We start from the raw sequence: 18,510 nt of genomic DNA, 5'->3' as shown, positions 1-18,510 counted from the left end.
CAAAGGCTGGACCGGACGGGCCGCCCCTTGGGGCTCGGTCCCGTCACCGAGCATGAGGTCGCGGACAAGAAGGGTGGGGGCATGGCGGCCGAGAGGCTGCTGCTGGCCCGAGCGATCCCCGACGGCGCGGCGCTTTGCGTGCTGGACGAACGGGGCAAGACACTCTCCAGCCCCGAATTCGCGCAAGCGCTGGCCGGATGGCGCGACGCGGGGCGGCAGGATGCGGCTTTCGTGATCGGCGGGGCGGACGGGGTGGACCCCGCCCTGCGCACCCGTGCTGACCTGACGCTCAGCGTTGGCCGCATGGTCTGGCCGCACATGCTGGTGCGGGTGATGCTGGCCGAACAGCTTTACCGGGCGGCGACGATCCTGGCGGGATCGCCGTATCACCGGGTGTAAAGGCAAGCTGGCGAGCTGCCGCTACTGCAGCGCCCGCTCTGCCGCGGCACCCAGCCGCAAAAGCCGCGCCTCTTGCCCCGGGCCACACATCAGACTGACACCGCAGGACGGTTGCGACGTCGGCAGGGTCAGAACACACAAGCCAAGCATGTTCCCGATCCTTGTGTTGCGCAAAGCCAGCAGGTTCTCGGTCACGTAATACGCGTCGTCGGTCATCAGCCGATTCGCTTCGGGCGGAAGGATCGGCGACGTCGGCAGGATCACTGCGTCATAGTTTGACGCGCGGTCGGCCCATGACTTCCGAAGCTGCCGCAACCTCCGCCAGGCCACAACATAGTCCACCGCACTGATCTGCCCGCCCGAGCGGAAGCGGTCCAAAATGCGCGGGAACATCTTTTCCGGCGCGGCTTCGATGGTCGCCTTCCAGATTCCGTAAGCTTCGGCGGTGCAGACTATGCCAGCCAGGGCCACCGCCTCGGCCGCTTCCGGCGCCGCGAGATGATGGATTTCCGCGCCCGCCTTGGCGAAGCGCCGCGTCGCATCCTCGAAGCCTTGGGCCGGACGCTCGCGCACATCGTCAAGCGCCAGTGTCTGCAGGACTGCAATGCGGGCGCCCGACAGGCTTGCCCCACCAAGATCGGCGGCCGCATCCCCGCTTATAGCGGCGAATATCTGGTTGCAATCCTCGACCGAATGGGCAAGCGGGCCGATGGTGTCGAACGCCTCGAACAAGGGCACCACGCCCGTCATCGGCAGGCTGCCCGCCGTCGTCTTCAGGCCCGCAAGGTCATTCCAGGCCGCCGGAATCCGCACCGAACCGCCGGAGTCTGAACCGATGGCCGCCGGAGCAAGCCCGAAGGCCACCGACGCAGCAGCCCCCGAGGATGACCCCCCCGGCACTGCCTTGTCGTCATTCAGGCAGGGTGGCGTCGCCGTCACCGGATTAAGCCCCAGGCCCGAGAAGGCCAGTTCCGACATATGCGTCTTGCCCAGGCACACCAGGCCCTGCAGCGTCGCGGTTTCCAGCACGGCAGCATCGCGACCCGGCGTGCGACCTTTCAGCAGCGCCGAGCCCGCCTCGGTCGCCACGCCGGCCGTGTCGAACAGGTCCTTCCAGCTGACCGGCACCCCGTCCAGAAGACCTTTGCGGAGACCGGACTTTGCCCGGGAGGCCGCCGCCATAGCCTCGCCCCGCGCCCGGGCTGCGGTGGCGCGGGCATAGATGCGCCCGGCAAGCGGGTGGCTGTCGATGCGGTCCAGGAAAAACTCGGTCAGCTCCACCGGGTTGATTCGGCCCTTGCCGATCTCGCGACCCAGCTCGGCCGCGGTCATGTTCGCCCAGGTTCCGCTCATTCCCCGCCCCCCGTTTTCCGCGACGGTAGCGGCTTGGCGACGCATGGACAATCCGTTCCAGGGGGGCCAAGAAAGGGACATGACCTGGGACACCGATATCCTGATTGCGGGCGGAGGGCTGAACGGCCCCGCCCTGGCGCTTGCGCTGGCCCAAGGGGGCTTCCGCGTCACCGTGATCGACGCCCGCCCGGCCCCGGACCGGGCAGAGGTGGGCTTTGATGGCCGGGCCTATGCGCTGGCCATCGCCTCGGTGCGGCTCTTGAAGGCCATCGGCGTCTGGGACAGCGTGGCCGACAAGGCCCAGCCCATGAACCATATCAAGGCCAGCGACGGCCGGGCTGGCGAAGGGGCCGCACCCTTCTTCCTGCACTTCGATGCGGCCGAGATCGAGGAAGGCCCGGTGGGTCACATGCTGGAGGACCGCTTCCTTTACGCGGCCTTCCTGCAGGCGATGCAGCATACGCCGGGGATCACGCTGATGTCCGGCGAAACCGTGGTGGCGCAGGAGGTGACGCCTGTGGGCGTTACCGTGACGCTTGCCTCGGGCCGAAGCGTGACGGCGGGGCTGCTGGTCGGCTGCGATGGCCGCGGCTCGGGCACGGCCACGCGCGCGGGCATCCGGCGGGTGGGCTGGGGCTACGGCCAGACCGCGCTGGTCACCGCGATCCGCCACGAACAGGACCACCACGGCATCGCGCAGCAGTTCTTCATGCCCTCGGGCCCGCTGGCGATCCTGCCCCTGAAGGGGGGCCACCATTCCAGCATCGTCTGGAGCGAGACCGACGCCAACGCCGCAGCGATCCAGGCGTTGCCGGATGCCGAGTATCTGGAGGCGCTGCGCCCCCGCTTTGGCGATTTCCTGGGCGAGATCCACCTTGCCGGGGCGCGCTTCACCTATCCCTTGTCGCTGTCCCTGGCCGAACGCTTCATCGCGCCCCGCCTGGCGCTGGTGGGCGATGCGGCGCATGGCGTGCATCCCATCGCGGGTCAGGGGCTGAACCTTGGCCTGCGCGACGTGGCAGCACTGGCCGAGGTCCTGATCCTGGCCCGCCGCCGCGGTGAAGAGCCAGGCAGCCCCACCGCGCTGGAGGAGTATCAGCGCTGGCGCCGTTTCGATGCCACGGCGCTGGCTTTGGGGATGGACACGGTCAATCGGGTCTTCTCGACCGACAATCCGCTGATGCGGCTGGGCCGCGATCTAGGCATGGGGCTGGTGAACTCGGTGCCCGGCCTGCGCCGCGGGTTCATGCGGCAGGCGGCAGGCTTGACGGGAGAGTTGCCGAAGCTTCTGACGGGGCGGCAGGTCTGACTGTCTGCTCGTCGATGACTTCGTCACTCCTCGCGCTGTCCTCGCGATGAGGAGACGAAGTCGAACGAAGAGCGTCCGCCTTGCGCGCCTCACGCCGGTCCAGCAGGTGGAACAACAGCGGGTTCATCAGGATCGAGATCATCGCCCCCGCCACGACAAGGTCGCGCGCCTCGGCGGGCACGATGTCCAGCGTGACCGCCATCGTGATCAGGATGAACGAGAATTCCCCGATCTGCGCCAGACTTGCCGCGATGGTCAGCGCCTTGTCGTGGCCATGCCCGAAGGCCTTGACGATGTAATAGGCCGCGACCGATTTGACGAAGACGATGATCAGCACCGTTCCGACAAGAGCCAGAGGCTTTTCCAGGATGATGGCGGGATTGAACAGCATCCCGACCGACACGAAGAACAGCACGGCGAAGGCGTCGCGCAGGGGCAACGTCTCGCGCATGGCCTGCTGCGACAGCGTTGACGAGGACATCACCATCCCGGCAAAGAACGCCCCCAGCGCGAAGGACACGCCGAACAGATGCGTCGCGCCGTAAGCGACCCCCAGCGCGATGGCAAGGACCGCCAGCCGGAACAGCTCACGCGAGCGGGTCTGTGAAACGAAGTGCAGGACCCAGGGCACCACGCGCTGGCCGATAATCAGCATCAGCGCGACGAAGGCTGCGGCCTTTGCCAGGGTAATCATCACCGTTGCGGCGATCGGCCCGATGCCGATGTTGCTCGTCACCTCGGCCACCGCCTCGGCCTCTTCGGCGACCGGCATGGCGGTGCCGCCCAGAAGACCCGCAAGCGGCGGGATCAGGACCAGCGAGATGACCATCACCAGGTCCTCGACGATCAGCCAGCCCACGGCCACGCGGCCCTTGTCCGTCGTCACCAGGTCGCGGTCCTGCAGCGCGCGCAACAGAACCACGGTCGAGGCGACCGACAGCGCTAGACCGAAGATCAAGCCCGCCCCCAGGCTCCACCCCATCGCCCAACCCATTGCCGTGCCGAAAGCGGTGGCCACGGCGATCTGTCCTAGGGCACCAGGGACCGCAATGTACCTGACCGCCATCAGGTCGCGGGGCGAAAAGTGCAGGCCCACGCCGAACATAAGAAGAATCACCCCAAGCTCGGCCAGTTCGGTGGCAAGCTTCATGTCGGCCACATACCCCGGTGTGAACGGTCCGATCACCACGCCGGCCAGAAGATAGCCCGCGATCAGCGGCAGTTTCAGCCGCTGCGCCAACAGGCCGAAAAGGAACGCCAGACCAAAGCCGGCGACAAGGGTGGTGATCAGAGGCGTTTCGTGGGGCAATGCTTCATGGACCTTTCTGGCGCACTCCGCGGTGGAACCGGGCGTGACCGACTGAGTTTCGGAAAATTGTGTCAGGAGACAATGAGATAGTAGGGACTGATTCGGGCATTGCAACCGGCTGGGCAGGTGGGTGCGATAACAATTCCACCATTTGCCGAAACAGTTTGAAATGTTAGGCCTTGGCGATGCCCCAGCTGATCCCGAACCCCGTCGCGCGCCGCCTGTTTCTTGATCGCCACGCCTTGTCCGAAGCACCTGTCGGACCGGCCGCAGGTCAGGCCCTGCACGGCCTGATCGAGCGTATCGGCTTTGTCCAGGTCGACAGCATCAACACCGTGGCCCGGGCGCATGACATGATCCTGTGGTCGCGGCGGCAGGCCTATCGGCCCCCGGCGCTGAAACGGCTTGTCGAAAAGGACCGCGCGCTGTGGGAGCATTGGACGCATGACGCCTCGATCCTGCCGGTGCGGCTGCACGGGGTCTGGCAGCACCGTTTTCAGCGCGACGCGCAGCGGCTGCAGGCGAACTGGAAGCGGTGGTTCCGCGACGGGTATGAGGCGCAGTTCGACAGCATCCTCAACCGGATCGCCAGGGATGGCCCGGTGGGAACGGCGGATGTCGGCGAAGGTGAGGTGCGCGGCAAGGGGGGCTGGTGGGACTGGCATCCGTCAAAGACCGCACTGGAATGGCTGTGGCGGACGGGGCGGCTGGCGATCACCCGGCGCGATGGGTTCGCAAAGATCTACGACCTGACCGAGCGGGTCATTCCCGAAGCCCACCGCGCTCCGGTTCCGGCCGGGGAGGTTTGCGACTGGGCCTGCCGGTCGGCCCTGCAGCACCTGGGCTTCGGCACCAGCGGCGAGATCGCGGCCTACTGGAACGCGGTCGGACCCGAGACCGCGAAGGCATGGTGTCGGGACGCCCTGGCCCGCGGCGAGATCATCGAGGTCGAGGTAGAGGGCGCGGCCGCCCAACGCCGCAAGGTCTTCATCTTCGCCGAAACCCTGGGGCAAGAGCCGCCCGACCCCACCCCCCGTCTGCGCATCCTCTCGCCCTTCGATCCGGCATTGAGGGATCGGGACCGGGCAGAGTTCCTGTTCGGCTTCCACTACCGGATCGAGGTCTTCGTTCCCGAACCGAAACGGGTCTACGGCTACTACGTCTTCCCGGTGCTGGAGGGCGACCGCCTGGTCGGCCGGATCGACGTGAAAGCCTTCCGCGACGCAGGCGCGCTTCGGGTCAAGGCGTTCTGGCCCGAAGCCGGGGTGAAGCTGACCAAGGCGCGGCGGGCGAAGCTTGAGGCGGAACTGGGGCGGCTTGCGCTGTTCTCCGGGTGCGAAAGGGTGGAGTTCCTGGACGGCTGGGAGCGGGAGACGCTGGCGCGACCGGGCTGACGAAAAAGACTGGATAGAACACAAAACGGTTTTGCCTTGCGCATCGCTTTCAGGAAAGCATGACCCATGTTCGGCCTGCCCCTTTTGCAGCATTTTGTGACCGCCACCTCATCCCGGGCGTCGGGCCTGGATGCCTGGTCCGATAGCCTTGTAATCGGTTCGGTTCTGGTACTGGTAGTTCTGGGCCTTTGGGTTCTGGTTGCCGGACTGCGAAGCGCGCACACACGGTCGCGACGGTCCAAACGCAGGCCGCCTGGGCCGCGTGGCCAAACCTCCAGGCGCAGCCAGCGCCCGTCCGTAGTGTCGCAAGGCGGCCTCACAGTCGGAACGAACGTCCTGATCGACGGATCGAACGTGATGCACTGGCTGGACAACACGCCCCAGCTCGCTCCGCTGTTGCAGGTGGTGCACGACCTGTCGCGCCGGGGGCTGAAACCGGGCATCGTCTTCGATGCCAATGTCGGCTACAAATTGATGGGAAAATTCATGGGCGAAGGCGATCTTTCGCGGCTTTTGTCCCTGCCGAGGGATCAGATCCTTGTGGTGCCCAAGGGTCAGCGGGCCGACCCGTTCCTGCTGGAGACGGCCCGCGACCTGAAGGCCCGGATCGTGACCAACGACCGCTTCCGCGACTGGGTGGACCGCTATCCCGACGTCGCCCGGTCCGAGATGCTGGTCACCGGAGAAATGCGCGACGGCAGAGTGTCGTTGCGGGGGTTGGAGGCGAAGGCGGCTGAAAAGGTCGCTGCGCTGTAGCGCACCCCAGGCCTGCGTCAGGCGGGGACGCTCCACCCATCAATCACCGCGACCGCCTCTTCCGCCGTCTCGACCATCGCGAACAGCGACAGGTCCTCGGGGCTGATGACACCGGCTTCGGCCAGGTGGTTCCAGTTCACCACCTTTTCCCACCAGTCGCGCCCGAAAAGAAGGAAGGGGATCGGCTTCATCCGGCCGGTCTGGATCAGGGTCAGGCTTTCGAACATCTCGTCCAGGGTGCCGAAGCCACCGGGGAAGACGCAGACGGCCTTGGCCCGCATCAGGAAGTGCATCTTCCGGATCGCGAAGTAATGGAAGTTGAAGCTGAGGTCGGGGGTGACATAGACGTTCGGGGCCTGTTCGTGCGGCAGGACGATGTTCAGGCCGATCGACTGGCCGCCCGCCTCGTCCGCACCGCGGTTGCCAGCCTCCATCACGCCGGGGCCGCCGCCGGTGCAGATGACGCCTTCGCGACCGTAGGTGGCAAGGCTGCGTTCGGTCATGATCCGGGCAAAGCGGCGGGCCTCGTCATAGTAGTGCGACAGGTCGGCCAGGGTTTTCGTGCGCGCCGTGTCGCGATGTTCCGGCGCGGGGATGCGGGCACCGCCGAACATCACGATGGTCGATTCTATGCCGCGTTCGTCCATGATCAGCTGCGGCTTCAACAGCTCCAGCTGCAACCGGACCGGGCGCAGTTCATCGCGCAGAAGGAAGTCGCGGTCGGCAAAGGCCAGACGGTAAGCGGGGGCACGGGTCTGGGCTGTGTCGGGAATACGCTTGGCCGCTGCGATATCCTCGACACTGTCGCGAAACGGGTGGCTGCGGGGTTCGTCTTTCATGGGGCACTCTGCGCGATTGCGTCGGGGTTCGGGCCAGCCATATAACTCATTGCCAGATTGACCAACCCCAATGCGGCGACCCCGATGGCAGAGGATGCAATAGCGACCGGCAGGCTGGTGGGCTGTCCGCCGCTGCCTGCCATGGCAGAGCGGCTGCGGGAGGCGGGGCTGCCGGTGGTCGAGGGCCGCCATGCGCTTCGCTGTGGCCATCTGGTGCTGCGCAGCGATCCCGGTCTTATGGAGGAGCTGCAGGTCGCCGGCGATCACGCAGACACCGGGGCGCTGGTGGCGCAGGCGAAACGGCTATCACAGGCGCTGGATGCGCTGGGGATCGGGCATGCGATTGACGTTCATGGACCCGATGAGAGCCTGGCGGCGGCCTTTCCGGCGGGCACGGGGCGGGGCCGGATCAGGGCAAAGCGATAGCGGGTTTGCATGGCGGCGGCCCGACTTGTATAGGGCTGGCAACCAACATGGAGCCCGCCGATGTCCAACGCAGCACTCGAAACCGCCATCGAAGCCGCCTGGGAGGCACGCGACGGGATCAGCCCCGCCACCAAGGGCGAAGTGCGCGATGCCATCGAGGCGACATTGTCGGCGTTGGACTCCGGGTCCCTGCGGGTGGCGGAAAAGCGCGGCAACGACTGGCATGTGAACCAGTGGGCGAAGAAGGCGGTGCTCTTGTCGTTCCGTCTGACCGACATGTACGAAATTCCGGGGTCAAATGGCGGGTCGAACTGGTGGGACAAGGTCCCGTCCAAATGGCAGGGCTGGACGGCCGAGGATTGGCGCAACGCGGGGTTCCGGGCTGTGCCGGGGTCCATCGTCCGGCGGTCGGCCTATATCGCCAAGGGCGTGGTGCTGATGCCGTCCTTCGTGAACATCGGGGCCTATGTCGATGAAGGTTCGATGGTCGACGGCTGGGCCACCGTGGGGTCCTGCGCGCAGATCGGCAAGAACGTGCACCTGTCGGGCGGCGTCGGGATCGGCGGCGTGCTGGAGCCGATGCAGGCCGGCCCGACGATCATCGAGGACAACTGCTTCATCGGCGCGCGCTCCGAGGTCGTGGAAGGCTGCATCGTCCGCGAAGGCTCGGTCCTGGGGATGGGGGTCTTCATCGGCAAGTCGACCAAGATCGTCGACCGCGAGACCGGCGAGGTGATGTATGGCGAGGTTCCGGCCGGATCGGTCGTTGTCGCCGGGTCGATGCCGTCAAAAGGCGGGATCAACCTTTATTGCGCGGTGATCGTGAAGAAGGTGGACGCCCAGACCCGGTCCAAGACCAGCATCAACGAACTTCTGCGCGACTGACCCCAGCGAACCCCGGCCAACGGAATGAACGCGGTGCGTTCTGGTGCCGAACGCACCGGCGGGGGCGAGACCCAGGGTTTCCGCGTCCTGTTCATGCCCCAGGGCGAGTCGCCATGATCCGGAACGGCGCGATCAGCGAACAGGAGCGCTGAAGCCAGGTCAGGCGACGCACAGCGCCGCGACAGGGCCGCGACCTCGGGTCGGCGGACGAGGTCACGCCGCATCGGCGGGCGTGACCTCAGGTGATGCCGGGTCTGTCCGCCTGACGTCGGTCTTGATCCGGGTCAAGGATGCATCAGGGTGGCGAAGCGGCACGGCTTGGGCTATGCCTGCCCTGCCCGTCCGGAGACCCGCAATGACCGAAGACCCAAAGCCCAAACGCCCGCAGCAGGTCTATTCGCTGATCGTCGAAGTGGGCCGCAAGACGGGTGACGGCCTGCCCCCGAAAGCCACCGGTGCCGCGCTCTTGTGCTATGCCTCGGGCGTGGACGAGGCCGAGGCCGTGCGCGAGACGGTGGCGATCCTGAAAGAGGCCGAAATGGCCCCGCTGGAGGTTCAGGGCCTGGGCACGCTGGAGGACCGGATGAAGGGCGGCGAGGAGATCGACCAGGAGGAACAGTTCCTGATGGAACGGGCGCTGCGCGAAAACTCGGTCATCGTGGCCGAGATCACGCCGTTCTTCGACTGACGCCCCGGCTTTCGACCACTATCCGCCCCTTTGCGCGCCAAACGCCTTGCGGTTGCAGGACCTGACTCAAGCGGTTAGGGATCGTGGGCGCCCCAATCTGGACCTGATGATGCAATTCGAGCCCGTTGACCCGGTGGAACTGACCGCAAAGCTGATCCGCTGCCCCTCTGTCACTCCGGTCGAGGGCGGGGCAATCGCGCTGCTGGACGGCGTGCTGTCGCAGGCGGGTTTCACCTGCACGCGAGTGGACCGGAACGGGATTGCCAACCTTTATGCCCGCTGGGGCAAGCAGGGCGCAAACCGGGCCTTTGGCTTTAACGGGCATACCGATGTGGTGCCCGTGGGCGACGCTGCGGCCTGGCGGTTCGACCCGTTCGGGGCCGAGATCCACGATGGCTTCATGTATGGGCGGGGCGCCTGCGACATGAAGTCGGGTGTCGCGGCCTTCGTCGCGGCGGCGGTGGACTTCGTGCGCGACACGCCGCCCGATGGCGCAGTGATCGTCACCATCACCGGCGACGAGGAGGGCGCAGGCAAGGACGGGACCGTCGCAATCCTGGACTGGATGGCCTTCAACGGCGAGCGGATGACACATTGCCTGGTGGGAGAACCGACGTGCCCGAACGAGATGGGCGACATGATGAAGATCGGCCGCCGCGGCTCGCTGACCTGCGACATCGTGGTGGAAGGGGTGCAGGGGCATTCGGCCTATCCGCACCGGGCGAAGAACCCCTTGTCGGCAATGGTCAAGCTGCTGGCCCGGCTTGAGGCGGAACCGCTGGACCGGGGCACGCCACATTTCGACCCCTCGACGCTGGCGATCACCACCATCGACTGCGGCAACCCGGCGGGGAACGTGATCCCGGCGCGGGCGACGGCGCGGGTCAACATCCGCTTCAACGATACCCATTCGGGGGACACCCTCTCGTCCTGGCTGCGGAGCGAGGCAGAGGCCGTGGCCGAGGCTACAAAGACCGAAATCGCACTGAAGATTTCCGTCTCGGGCGAGGCCTTCGTGACCCCGCCGGGCGAGTTCTCGGCACTGGTGGCCAAAGCGGTGGCGGTCGAGACGGGGCGCAAGCCCGTGGCCTCGACCAGCGGCGGGACCTCGGACGCACGCTTTGTCAAAGAGCATTGCCCGGTGGTGGAGTTCGGGCTGGTCGGCAAGACCATGCACCAGGTGGACGAACGGGTGGCGGTCGAACAGATCGACCAGCTGAAGGCGATCTATGGCCGCATCCTGCGCGAGTATTTCGCATGAGGATCGAGGTCACACGCGACATCGCCACGTGCCAGCACCTGCGCCGGGTGGTGTTCATCCAGGAGCAGGGCGTCAGCGAAGCGGATGAGGTGGATGGCCTGGACGATACTGCCATTCACCTGCTGGCGTGGGACGGCGACACGCCGGTCGGGACAGCGCGGCTGTTGCTGAAGGGCAATCTGGGCAAGATCGGACGGGTCTGCGTTCTGCCCAGGGCGCGGGGCACGGGGCTGGGGGCCGCACTGATCCGCGCGGCGCTGGACGTGCTGCGGGACCAGCCCGGGGTGACCGAGGCCTATCTTGGGTCTCAGTCCCATGCCACGGGCTTCTACGAAAAGCTGGGTTTCGCGCTGGAAGGCGACGAGTTCCTGGACGCAGGCATCCCCCACCGTCACATGCGCCGCGCCCTTTGACCGGCGGTTTTCAAGCGGAGCGCTGACGCGCAAGGCTTTTGTGTCGTCGTCGGGCTGCGCCTCCTCCTCGGACGTGCGCGCCGCGCGGGGATATTTGTCACCAGGTGAAAGGGTTGCCCGGGTAGTCTTGGGCCTGGTGCCGTGCTAGGTCTGGGGCATGAAACCATTGCCTTCGAAAGATGAAATCCGTCAGTGGATTTCCCAGAACCCCGGCCTTTCGGCCAAGCGCGACATTGCCAAGGCCTTCGGCATCAAGGGTGACGCCCGGATCGAGCTGAAGGCGCTTCTGCGCGAGCTGGAAAACGAGGGGGGGATCGAGAAATCCTCGCGCCACTTCCACGAGCCGGGGGTGCTGCCTCCGGTCGCGGTCCTGCAGGTGCTGCCGCCAGATGCGGCGGGGGATCTTTACGCCCGGCCGCTGGAAGAGGGTGTGGAGGAAGGTCCGCGCATCCTGATCATCCCGAAGAAGGGCGATCCGGCCCTGGGTGCGGGGGACCGAATTCTGGCGCGGCTGGCCAAGGTGGAGGACGAAGATCGCGATTACGAGGCCCGGTTGATCCGGCGGCTGGGGTCCAATCCCCGTAAGGTGCTGGGCGTGTTCCGCGTCGGCTCGCAGGGCGGGCGGATCGTGCCGATCGAAAAGGGCGACGACAAGGAATGGCGCGTTTCGGCCGACATGACGATGGGCGCCAGGGACGGCGAGCTGGTCGAGGCCGAGGCGGTGGGGGCCCGCAAGCTGGGCCTTCCGGCGGCGCAGATCATCGCGCGGCTGGGCGATCCGGCAGGGCCAAGGGCGGCAAGCCTGATCGCCATTCACCAGCACGGCATCCCCGACATGTTCCCCGACGCGGTCATCGCCGAGGCGGACCAGGCCGGACCTGTCGGTCTTGCGGGACGCGAGGATCTGCGCGATCTGCCGCTCTTGACCATCGACCCGGTGGATGCCCGGGACCGCGATGATGCGGTCTATGCCGAGGCCGATACCGACCCTGGCAATATCGGTGGCTTCGTCGTCTGGGTCGCCATCGCCGACGTCGCGCATTACGTCACTCCGGGGTCGGCGCTGGACCGCGAGGCGCGCAAGCGGGGCAACTCGACCTATTTCCCCGACCGCGTGGTGCCGATGCTGCCGGACATCCTCTCGGGTGATCTTTGTTCGCTGCACGAAGGCGTGGACCGGGCCTGCCTGGCTGTGCGGATGGTGATCGACGCGGGCGGGCACAAGCGCAGCCATCGCTTCGTGCGGGGGATGATGCGGTCGGTCGCGTCCCTGCATTACGCGCAGGTGCAGGCCGCCGTGGACGGCGCGCCGGACGACAAGACCGCGCCGCTGGTCGACCCCGTGCTGAAGCCGCTTTACGCCGCCTATGCCGCGCTGAAACGCGCGCGCGAAGTGCGGCAGCCGCTGGATCTGGAGCTGCCGGAGCGGAAGATCGAACTGGACGACGAGGGCCGCGTCGCCTCGGTCGCGTTCAAGGAGCGGCTGGACGCGCACAAGCTGATCGAAGAGTGCATGATCCTGGCCAACGTCGCGGCGGCGGAGGAGCTGATCCGGCTGAAGCGGCCCTTGCTGTTCCGGGTGCACGAGGAACCCTCGCCGCTGAAGCTGGAGGGTCTGCGCGAAGTGGCCGAGGGGGCGGGCATGACGCTGGCCAAGGGGCAGGTCCTGCAGACGCGGCACCTGAACCGCCTCCTGGCCCAGGCGCAGGGGACGGAGTTTGACGAGCTGATCAACCTGTCCACCCTGCGGTCGATGACCCAGGCCTATTACCATCCCGAGAATTTCGGCCATTTCGGCCTGGCGCTGCAGAACTATGCGCATTTCACCAGCCCGATCCGGCGCTATTCCGACCTGATCGTGCACCGCGCGCTGATCTTGGGGCATGGCTGGGGCAAGGACGGGCTGTCGGCCTGGGACATGGAAAACCTGGAAGAGACCGGCAAGCTGATCTCGGAAGCCGAGCGGCGCAGCATGGCGGCCGAGCGGGACACCAATGACCGTTACTTGGCGGCTTACCTGGTCGACCGGGTCGGGGCGGAATTTGCGGGGCGGATCTCGGGCGTGCAGCGGTTTGGCGTCTTTGTCCGGCTGGATGAGACCGGGGCGGACGGCCTCATTCCGGTGCGGGCGCTGGGGCGGGAGTACTTCAACTACGACGAGGGCAGCCAGACCCTGATGGGGTCCGAGACCGGGCTGGTGCTGGGGATCGGGCAGAAGGTCGTGGTGCGGCTGGCCGAGGCGGTGCCGGTCACCGGCGGGCTGATCCTTGACCTGGTGTCGGTCGAGGGCGCGACAGTGCGGCCCTCGCGCCGGTCGGGCGGAAAGTATCATCCCAGAAAGCCGGTGCAGGCGGCGGCCAAGCGAAAACTGGTGCGCAAGCGGCGATGAGGGGCGGAGCAAAACTGTTCGAAAGGTTCTGCAAAATCCTTCGACGGATTTTGGTCGCGCCTGGCTTGGGCATGGTCTTCGGTCTTGCGGCCGCACAGGCACAGACGATCCTGCCCGATCCGGTGGCAGGCGTGGAGGTGAAGATGGGATCTCAGGCCGGGCTGGATGCCTGGGTAGAGGGCTTCCGGCCCCGGGCGCTGGCGGCGGGGATTTCGGCCTCGACCTTCGACGCCGCGATGCGTGGGGTCGAGTTCAACCCCAAGGTCGTGGAGCGCGACCGGAACCAGAACGAGTTTTCCAAGACGATCTGGGATTACCTGGATACGGCGGTCTCCGAAGACCGGGTGGCGCTGGGGCTGAAGGCCATCGCGCGGCACCAGGACCTGCTGAAGCGGATCGAGGCGGAATATGGCGTCGAAGCTGAGGTCGTGGCCGCAGTCTGGGGGCTGGAGAGCGCCTACGGGACCTATCGCGGCGATCTGCCGGTACTCGGGTCGCTGGCGACGCTGGCCTATGAGGGGCGGCGGGGCGCGTTCTTCGAAGCCGAGCTGATCGCTGCGCTGCGGATTGTCGAGGGCGGCCATGCGGAGCGGTTCGCGGGCTCCTGGGCGGGGGCCAGCGGGCACACCCAGTTCATGCCGTCCAGCTGGGAGAAGTTCGCCGTCGATTTTGACGGGGACGGGAAGCGGAACCTTTGGGGGGACGATCCGGCGGATGCGCTGGCCTCGACGGCGAATTACCTGCGGCACTGGGGCTGGACAAAGGGTCAGCCCTGGGGGGTGGAGGTGAAACTCCCCGAGGGGTTCGACTTTGACCAGACCACCGAACGGGTGGTGAAGCCGGTCGGGGAGTGGCAGGCGATGGGGGTTCGGATGGTGTCCGGGACGGACCTGCCGGACCACGGGCCGGGGTCGATCCTTTTGCCGGGGGGACACCGGGGGGCGGCGTTCCTGATCTGGCCGAATTTCCAGGTGATCGAGAAGTACAACACGGCCGATGCCTATGTGGTAGCGATCGGGTCCCTGTCGGACCGGTTGCGGGGGTTGCCTGCGATCCAGTCGGGCTGGCCGCGAGAGTTGCGGGCGCTGACCCTGGAGGAGCGGCGGGAGTTGCAGGACCGTCTGACCGGAGCGGGCTTTGATCCGGGCGGGGTCGACGGGTGGATGGGGCCGAAGACGGTGGCGGCGGTGAAGGCGTTCCAGAAGGCGCGAGGGCTGGTTCCGGATGGGTATCCGTCGTTGGACGTGCTGGAGCTTCTGCAGTAGGTGCCGGCGCGCGGGCAGGGTTTTCAGCCAATGAGGTAAAGAGGTTGGGTGCGGGTGTCAGGGTGGCCCTGCCCCTGCCCTTCGCACGTGGGTTGGGACGGCTTCCGAATTGAGCGCCTTTCGGCGCACGCCTTTTGTCTCGCCTCTGCGCGCGAAGAGCGCGCAACCGGCTCGGACGTGCCTCCGGCGGGGATATTTAGAGCCAGGTGAAAGGGCTTGGCGGTCAGCACGGTTTGCGCAGGCGGGCCAGGAAGAAGCCGTCCATGCCGCCCTTGTCGGCCCAGAAGTCGGGGCGGAGGCGGAGGGCCCCTTCGGCGGTCCACCAGGCCGGGTCGATGCCGGGGAGATCGGGGCGTTCGGTGGTCAGGGTCGGGTGGCGGCTCAGGGCGGCGGCGAGTTGGGCGTCGCCTTCCTCGGGCAAGAGCGAGCAGGTGGAGAAGACGAGGCGGCCGCCAGGCTTCAGCCAGGTGAGGGCCTGGTCGATCAGTTGGGCTTGCAGCGCGGTGAGGGCGGCAAGTTCCGAGCCGTCCTTGACGAAGGGCAGGTCCGGGTGGCGGCGGATGGTGCCGGTGGCGGAACAGGGGGCGTCGAGGAGGATGGCGTCGAAGGAGCCCTCGGGCTGCCAGTGGAGGGCATCGGCGATGACGAGAGTGGCCGTGAGGCCGGTGCGGGCGAGATTGGCCTCGACCCGCGCCATGCGGGGGCCGGAGATGTCGAGGGCGGTGACCTTGGCCCCCGCGGCGGCGAGTTGCAGAGTCTTGCCGCCGGGCGCGGCGCAGAGGTCGAGGATGCGCTCACCTGGCTGCGGTTGCAGGAGTTTTGCCGGAAGGGCGGCGGCGGCGTCCTGGACCCACCAGCCACCCTCGGCATAGCCGGGGAGCGTGGAAAGCTGACCGGGGCTGCGGAGGCGGAGGCTGCCAGTGGGGAGGAGGTCGCCTTCCGGGTGCGGGAAGCCGTCGCGGAGGGTGAGGTCGAGGGGCGGCTCCTGGACCTGGACGGCCTCGATGGCGGTGGTGATGTCGCGCCCGTAGCTGTGCACCAGGGGTTGGCGCAGCCAGCGGGGCAGCTTTTGCGGCGACAGAGTGATCGTCTCGGGCAGCGCGCGGAGCACGGCGTTCACCAGGCCCGCGAGGTGGGCAGTGCGTTTGCCGCCCTGGCGGGTGATCTCGACCGCGGCGTTGACCGTGCCGTGGGCGGGGGCGCCTTCGGCGCGTTCGACCACCGCGAGGCGGAGGGTGTTGCGGACGGTCAGCGGTGGGGCCTTGCGGAGGTGCTTGTCGAGAAGCTTGTCGGCGGGCTCCAGGTGGCGCAGGACCGTCTCGGCCAGGCGCAGCGCGCGGGCACGGTCGGCGGGGACGAGGTCTCCGCCGGAGAAGTCCGACAGCATCCGGCCTTCGCCGAGGACTCCGTCCAGGATTGCGACTGCGGTGGCGCGCCCCACGACCCCTTCGGCCATTGAGATTTCCTTCCTGGTCCGGGCCCTTGATGCCTCGCTGAGCGGGTTATATCAGGTTGGGGGGCCACACAAGGAAGGGTCGGACATGAACGATGAGCTGCCACCCGCCGCGAAGCGGGCGCTGGCCGAGGCCGAGGAACGGCGGAAGGCGGCTGAGGCCAAGGAGCCTCTGCCGAAGGAACTGGGGGGCCGGGACGGCCCGGAGCCTGTCCGCTATGGCGACTGGGAGAAGAAGGGGCTGGCGGTCGATTTCTGAAGAGGGCGCCGCTTTTGCGGCTTCACCTTCGCGTCGCATTTGTCCAATCGGGACGTCTTCGGAAGACTGCGTGAGATCAGTCCCTTGCCTGTGGGCGTTGGAGAACCGGAAAGGTCTTTCCAGGGTTCGGGGGTGGGTGTGAGGCTCTTTGGATGTCGTCACTCCCCGCCTTATCGCCCAGCCTGATCGCCCCGCCTTATCGCCCAGCCTGTCAGTCCTGCGATGCGGCACTGTAATCCGCGTCGCTGACCGGCTCCATCCAGTCGACGCTGCGGCCGTCCTTTACCTCATGGATCGCGATATGGGACATGCCGCAGTCCGTGGCCGCGCCGTGCCAATGACGCTCGCCAGGGGCGAAGGTGACGGTGTCGCCGGGGCGGATGGTGCGGATCGGGCCACCCTGGGACTGGCAACGACCGACCCCGGCAGTGACGATCAGGGTCTGGCCGAGGGGATGCGTGTGCCAGGCGGTGCGGGCACCCGGGTCGAAGGTCACAAGCGCGCCCTGCACCCGGTCGGGCGCGTCGGAATTGAAAAGGGGGTCAAGGCGGACGCGGCCGGTGAACCAGTCGGCGGGGCCGAAGCGGGAGGGGGCGTGGCCTGCTGGGACGATCTTCATGTGCGCCTTCTGGACTGCGGTACCATGCCGGGGAGCCTAGCAGGGTTTGAGGCCGCAATCACCTTCGGTTCTGCACGACAGGCTGCTCCTCGTGCGACTTCGTCTTCTCGTCGCGGATATCTTGTGGTGGCGCCCCAGCGATGAGTGACGAAGTCATCGAAGAGCGTCACCGCAGGCGGAAGGTGGCGCTGTCGCCCTTGCCCTGATCGACGGTGAAGCGGAGTCTCTCGGCCCCTTGCGCCTCGACCAGTTGGCAGTTGTACGAGATGGGCGTCCCGGACCAGTCCATCTCGCGGCAGAAGTAGCCGTCTTTCCAGGCCCACTCGCCGGTGATGTCCCAGCCTAGCGCGGAGCCTGCGATGCGACCGTCGGGCAGGACGTTGAGCGACAGGTCGTAGAGGCCGATCCGCAGCTCTCGGTTCTGGACAAGGTCAAGGAAGCGATCCTTGTCCGTGACAGGCATGAAGCCTTCTGCGGCCGCGGCAACAGGCAGGGCCAGCGCGAAGCCAGCAATGCAAAGGCGAAGCATGGCATCTCCCCAGATCCAACTGGCAGAGTATACGCCATGCCCGGCGAGTCGGATCAATCCTCAGATGCCAAGGACGTCCATCATGTCGTAATGGCCGGGCTTCCGGCCCTGGCCCCAGATAGCGGCGCGCAGGGCGCCCCGGGCGAAGATGGCGCGGTCGGTTGCGATGTGGCGCAGGATCACACGCTCGCCCTCGCCCGCGAAGATCACGTCATGTTCGCCGACGATGTCGCCGCCACGGATGGCGGAAAACCCGATGGAGCCCTTGGCGCGCGCGCCGGTGATGCCGTCGCGGCCCGAGACCTTGGCGTCGTCGAGGCTGACGCCCCGGCCTTCCGCGGCGGCCTGGCCCAGCATCAGGGCGGTGCCCGAGGGGGCGTCGACCTTCATGCGGTGGTGCGCCTCGACGATCTCGACGTCCCAGTCGGCGTCCAGGGCGGCGGCGACCTTCTGGGTCATGCGCACCAGAAGGTTGAGGCCAAGCGACATGTTTCCGGCGCGGATGATTGTGGCGTGGCGGGCAGCGGCGTCGATCCGGGCGATGTGGTCCGGTTCAAGGCCGGTGGTTCCGATGACGTGGACAGCGCGGGCCTGGGCGGCCAGGGCGGCGAATTCGACCGTGGCGGCGGGCGAGGTGAAGTCGACCACGGCCTGGGCCTTGGCGAAGGCCTCCAGCGCGTCGTCGGTCACCTTGACCCCGATGGGGGCACCGCCCATCGCCTCGCCCACGTCGCGGCCGATCCAGGCGTGACCCGAGCGTTCGACGCAAGCAACGAGGTGCAGCTTGTCCGTGGCCTGCGCCAGACGGATCAACGTCTGCCCCATGCGCCCCGAGGCACCTGTGACCACCAGTCCCGGACCATCGCCCATGCTTCACCCCATCGTGTCTGGCCCTTTCCCTAGCCGGTTCCCGCAGGCGTGAGAAGCCCGGCGTTGCGGGCCGGGGCGAAACCGCATAAAGGGG

Annotated in this window: 19 protein-coding genes; 12 read left to right on the top strand and 7 right to left on the bottom strand. The window is 67.1% G+C overall.

Annotated features, from left to right (window positions below; translation table 11 throughout):
- Window positions 1-399: 23S rRNA (pseudouridine(1915)-N(3))-methyltransferase RlmH (gene rlmH / locus U1E69_RS18025; protein WP_322245806.1), on the top strand; the 399-nt coding region annotated here is incomplete at its 5' end.
- A 21-nt stretch (window positions 400-420) separates the two neighbouring features.
- Here the strand turns inward: rlmH and U1E69_RS18020 are convergent.
- Window positions 421-1,752, bottom strand: a complete 1,332-nt coding sequence (locus tag U1E69_RS18020) for an amidase (protein WP_322245805.1) — start codon at window positions 1,750-1,752, stop codon at window positions 421-423.
- A gap of 79 nt (window positions 1,753-1,831) precedes the next feature.
- Here U1E69_RS18020 and U1E69_RS18015 point away from each other — a divergent pair, with 79 nt between their 5' ends.
- Window positions 1,832-3,061: a UbiH/UbiF/VisC/COQ6 family ubiquinone biosynthesis hydroxylase gene (locus U1E69_RS18015; protein WP_322245804.1), complete on the top strand. Its 1,230-nt coding sequence runs from the start codon at window positions 1,832-1,834 to the stop codon at window positions 3,059-3,061.
- Here the strand turns inward: U1E69_RS18015 and U1E69_RS18010 are convergent.
- The gene (locus U1E69_RS18010; protein WP_322245803.1) at window positions 2,997-4,370 is read right to left on the bottom strand and encodes a cation:proton antiporter; all 1,374 of its coding nucleotides are present in this window, start codon (window positions 4,368-4,370) and stop codon (window positions 2,997-2,999) included. The genes U1E69_RS18015 and U1E69_RS18010 overlap by 65 nt on opposite strands.
- A gap of 185 nt (window positions 4,371-4,555) precedes the next feature.
- Here U1E69_RS18010 and U1E69_RS18005 point away from each other — a divergent pair, with 185 nt between their 5' ends.
- Both U1E69_RS18005 and U1E69_RS18000 read left to right on the top strand, forming a co-directional pair.
- Window positions 4,556-5,764 (top strand): winged helix-turn-helix domain-containing protein, encoded by a 1,209-nt coding sequence (locus U1E69_RS18005; RefSeq protein WP_322245802.1) that lies wholly within the window; start codon window positions 4,556-4,558, stop codon window positions 5,762-5,764.
- A gap of 300 nt (window positions 5,765-6,064) precedes the next feature.
- On the top strand, window positions 6,065-6,520 hold the full coding sequence (locus tag U1E69_RS18000) for an NYN domain-containing protein (RefSeq protein WP_322245801.1): 456 nt from the start codon (window positions 6,065-6,067) through the stop codon (window positions 6,518-6,520).
- Window positions 6,521-6,537: 17 nt separating this feature from the next.
- Here the strand turns inward: U1E69_RS18000 and U1E69_RS17995 are convergent, their stop codons facing one another.
- Window positions 6,538-7,359 carry an LOG family protein gene (locus U1E69_RS17995; RefSeq protein WP_322245800.1) on the bottom strand — a complete coding sequence of 274 codons (822 nt, stop codon included), beginning with the start codon at window positions 7,357-7,359 and terminating at the stop codon, window positions 6,538-6,540.
- An 84-nt stretch (window positions 7,360-7,443) separates the two neighbouring features.
- Between U1E69_RS17995 and U1E69_RS17990 the strand changes: the two genes are divergently transcribed.
- The 7 genes from U1E69_RS17990 to U1E69_RS17960 all read left to right on the top strand — a co-directional run bounded on the left by U1E69_RS17990 (window position 7,444) and on the right by U1E69_RS17960 (window position 14,686).
- Window positions 7,444-7,785, top strand: coding sequence for a hypothetical protein (locus U1E69_RS17990; RefSeq protein WP_322245799.1), 342 nt, complete (start codon window positions 7,444-7,446; stop codon window positions 7,783-7,785).
- Window positions 7,786-7,845: 60 nt separating this feature from the next.
- The gene (gene dapD, locus U1E69_RS17985) at window positions 7,846-8,670 is read left to right on the top strand and encodes a 2,3,4,5-tetrahydropyridine-2,6-dicarboxylate N-succinyltransferase (RefSeq protein ID WP_322245798.1); all 825 of its coding nucleotides are present in this window, start codon (window positions 7,846-7,848) and stop codon (window positions 8,668-8,670) included.
- Window positions 8,671-9,025: 355 nt separating this feature from the next.
- The gene (locus U1E69_RS17980) at window positions 9,026-9,358 is read left to right on the top strand and encodes a hypothetical protein (protein WP_322245797.1); all 333 of its coding nucleotides are present in this window, start codon (window positions 9,026-9,028) and stop codon (window positions 9,356-9,358) included.
- 109 nt (window positions 9,359-9,467) lie between these two features.
- Window positions 9,468-10,619, top strand: coding sequence for a succinyl-diaminopimelate desuccinylase (gene dapE, locus U1E69_RS17975; RefSeq protein WP_322245796.1), 1,152 nt, complete (start codon window positions 9,468-9,470; stop codon window positions 10,617-10,619).
- On the top strand, window positions 10,616-11,032 hold the full coding sequence (locus U1E69_RS17970) for a GNAT family N-acetyltransferase (RefSeq protein WP_322245795.1): 417 nt from the start codon (window positions 10,616-10,618) through the stop codon (window positions 11,030-11,032). Before dapE ends, U1E69_RS17970 begins: the two co-directional genes overlap by 4 nt.
- A 157-nt stretch (window positions 11,033-11,189) precedes the next feature.
- Window positions 11,190-13,421, top strand: coding sequence for a ribonuclease R (rnr, locus tag U1E69_RS17965; protein WP_322245794.1), 2,232 nt, complete (start codon window positions 11,190-11,192; stop codon window positions 13,419-13,421).
- 71 nt (window positions 13,422-13,492) lie between these two features.
- Window positions 13,493-14,686, top strand: a complete 1,194-nt coding sequence (locus tag U1E69_RS17960; RefSeq protein WP_322245793.1) for a lytic murein transglycosylase — start codon at window positions 13,493-13,495, stop codon at window positions 14,684-14,686.
- Window positions 14,687-14,909: 223 nt separating this feature from the next.
- Here U1E69_RS17960 and U1E69_RS17955 read toward each other — a convergent pair whose 3' ends face one another.
- The gene (locus U1E69_RS17955) at window positions 14,910-16,142 is read right to left on the bottom strand and encodes an RsmB/NOP family class I SAM-dependent RNA methyltransferase (protein ID WP_322245792.1); all 1,233 of its coding nucleotides are present in this window, start codon (window positions 16,140-16,142) and stop codon (window positions 14,910-14,912) included.
- An 85-nt stretch (window positions 16,143-16,227) separates the two neighbouring features.
- Here U1E69_RS17955 and U1E69_RS17950 point away from each other — a divergent pair, with 85 nt between their 5' ends.
- Entirely contained in the window at window positions 16,228-16,398 is a 171-nt protein-coding gene (locus U1E69_RS17950) for a DUF1674 domain-containing protein (RefSeq protein WP_322245791.1), read from the top strand.
- 211 nt (window positions 16,399-16,609) lie between these two features.
- On the opposite strand, the gene U1E69_RS17945 is transcribed toward U1E69_RS17950, so the two are convergent.
- The 3 genes from U1E69_RS17945 to dapB all read right to left on the bottom strand — a co-directional run bounded on the left by U1E69_RS17945 (window position 16,610) and on the right by dapB (window position 18,416).
- A complete protein-coding gene (locus U1E69_RS17945; protein ID WP_322245790.1) occupies window positions 16,610-17,017 on the bottom strand; it encodes a cupin domain-containing protein in 408 nt (135 codons plus the stop codon).
- A gap of 166 nt (window positions 17,018-17,183) precedes the next feature.
- Window positions 17,184-17,480, bottom strand: a complete 297-nt coding sequence (locus tag U1E69_RS17940; RefSeq protein WP_322245789.1) for a dihydrodipicolinate reductase — start codon at window positions 17,478-17,480, stop codon at window positions 17,184-17,186.
- 126 nt (window positions 17,481-17,606) lie between these two features.
- Window positions 17,607-18,416, bottom strand: coding sequence for a 4-hydroxy-tetrahydrodipicolinate reductase (gene dapB, locus U1E69_RS17935; protein WP_322245788.1), 810 nt, complete (start codon window positions 18,414-18,416; stop codon window positions 17,607-17,609).
- Window positions 18,417-18,510: the final 94 nt, after the last annotated feature.

The organism is Tabrizicola sp. (genome assembly GCF_034366665.1).
In the GTDB taxonomy this organism is placed as follows: domain Bacteria; phylum Pseudomonadota; class Alphaproteobacteria; order Rhodobacterales; family Rhodobacteraceae; genus Tabrizicola.
This window is presented reverse-complemented; position numbering and strand designations above follow the sequence as displayed.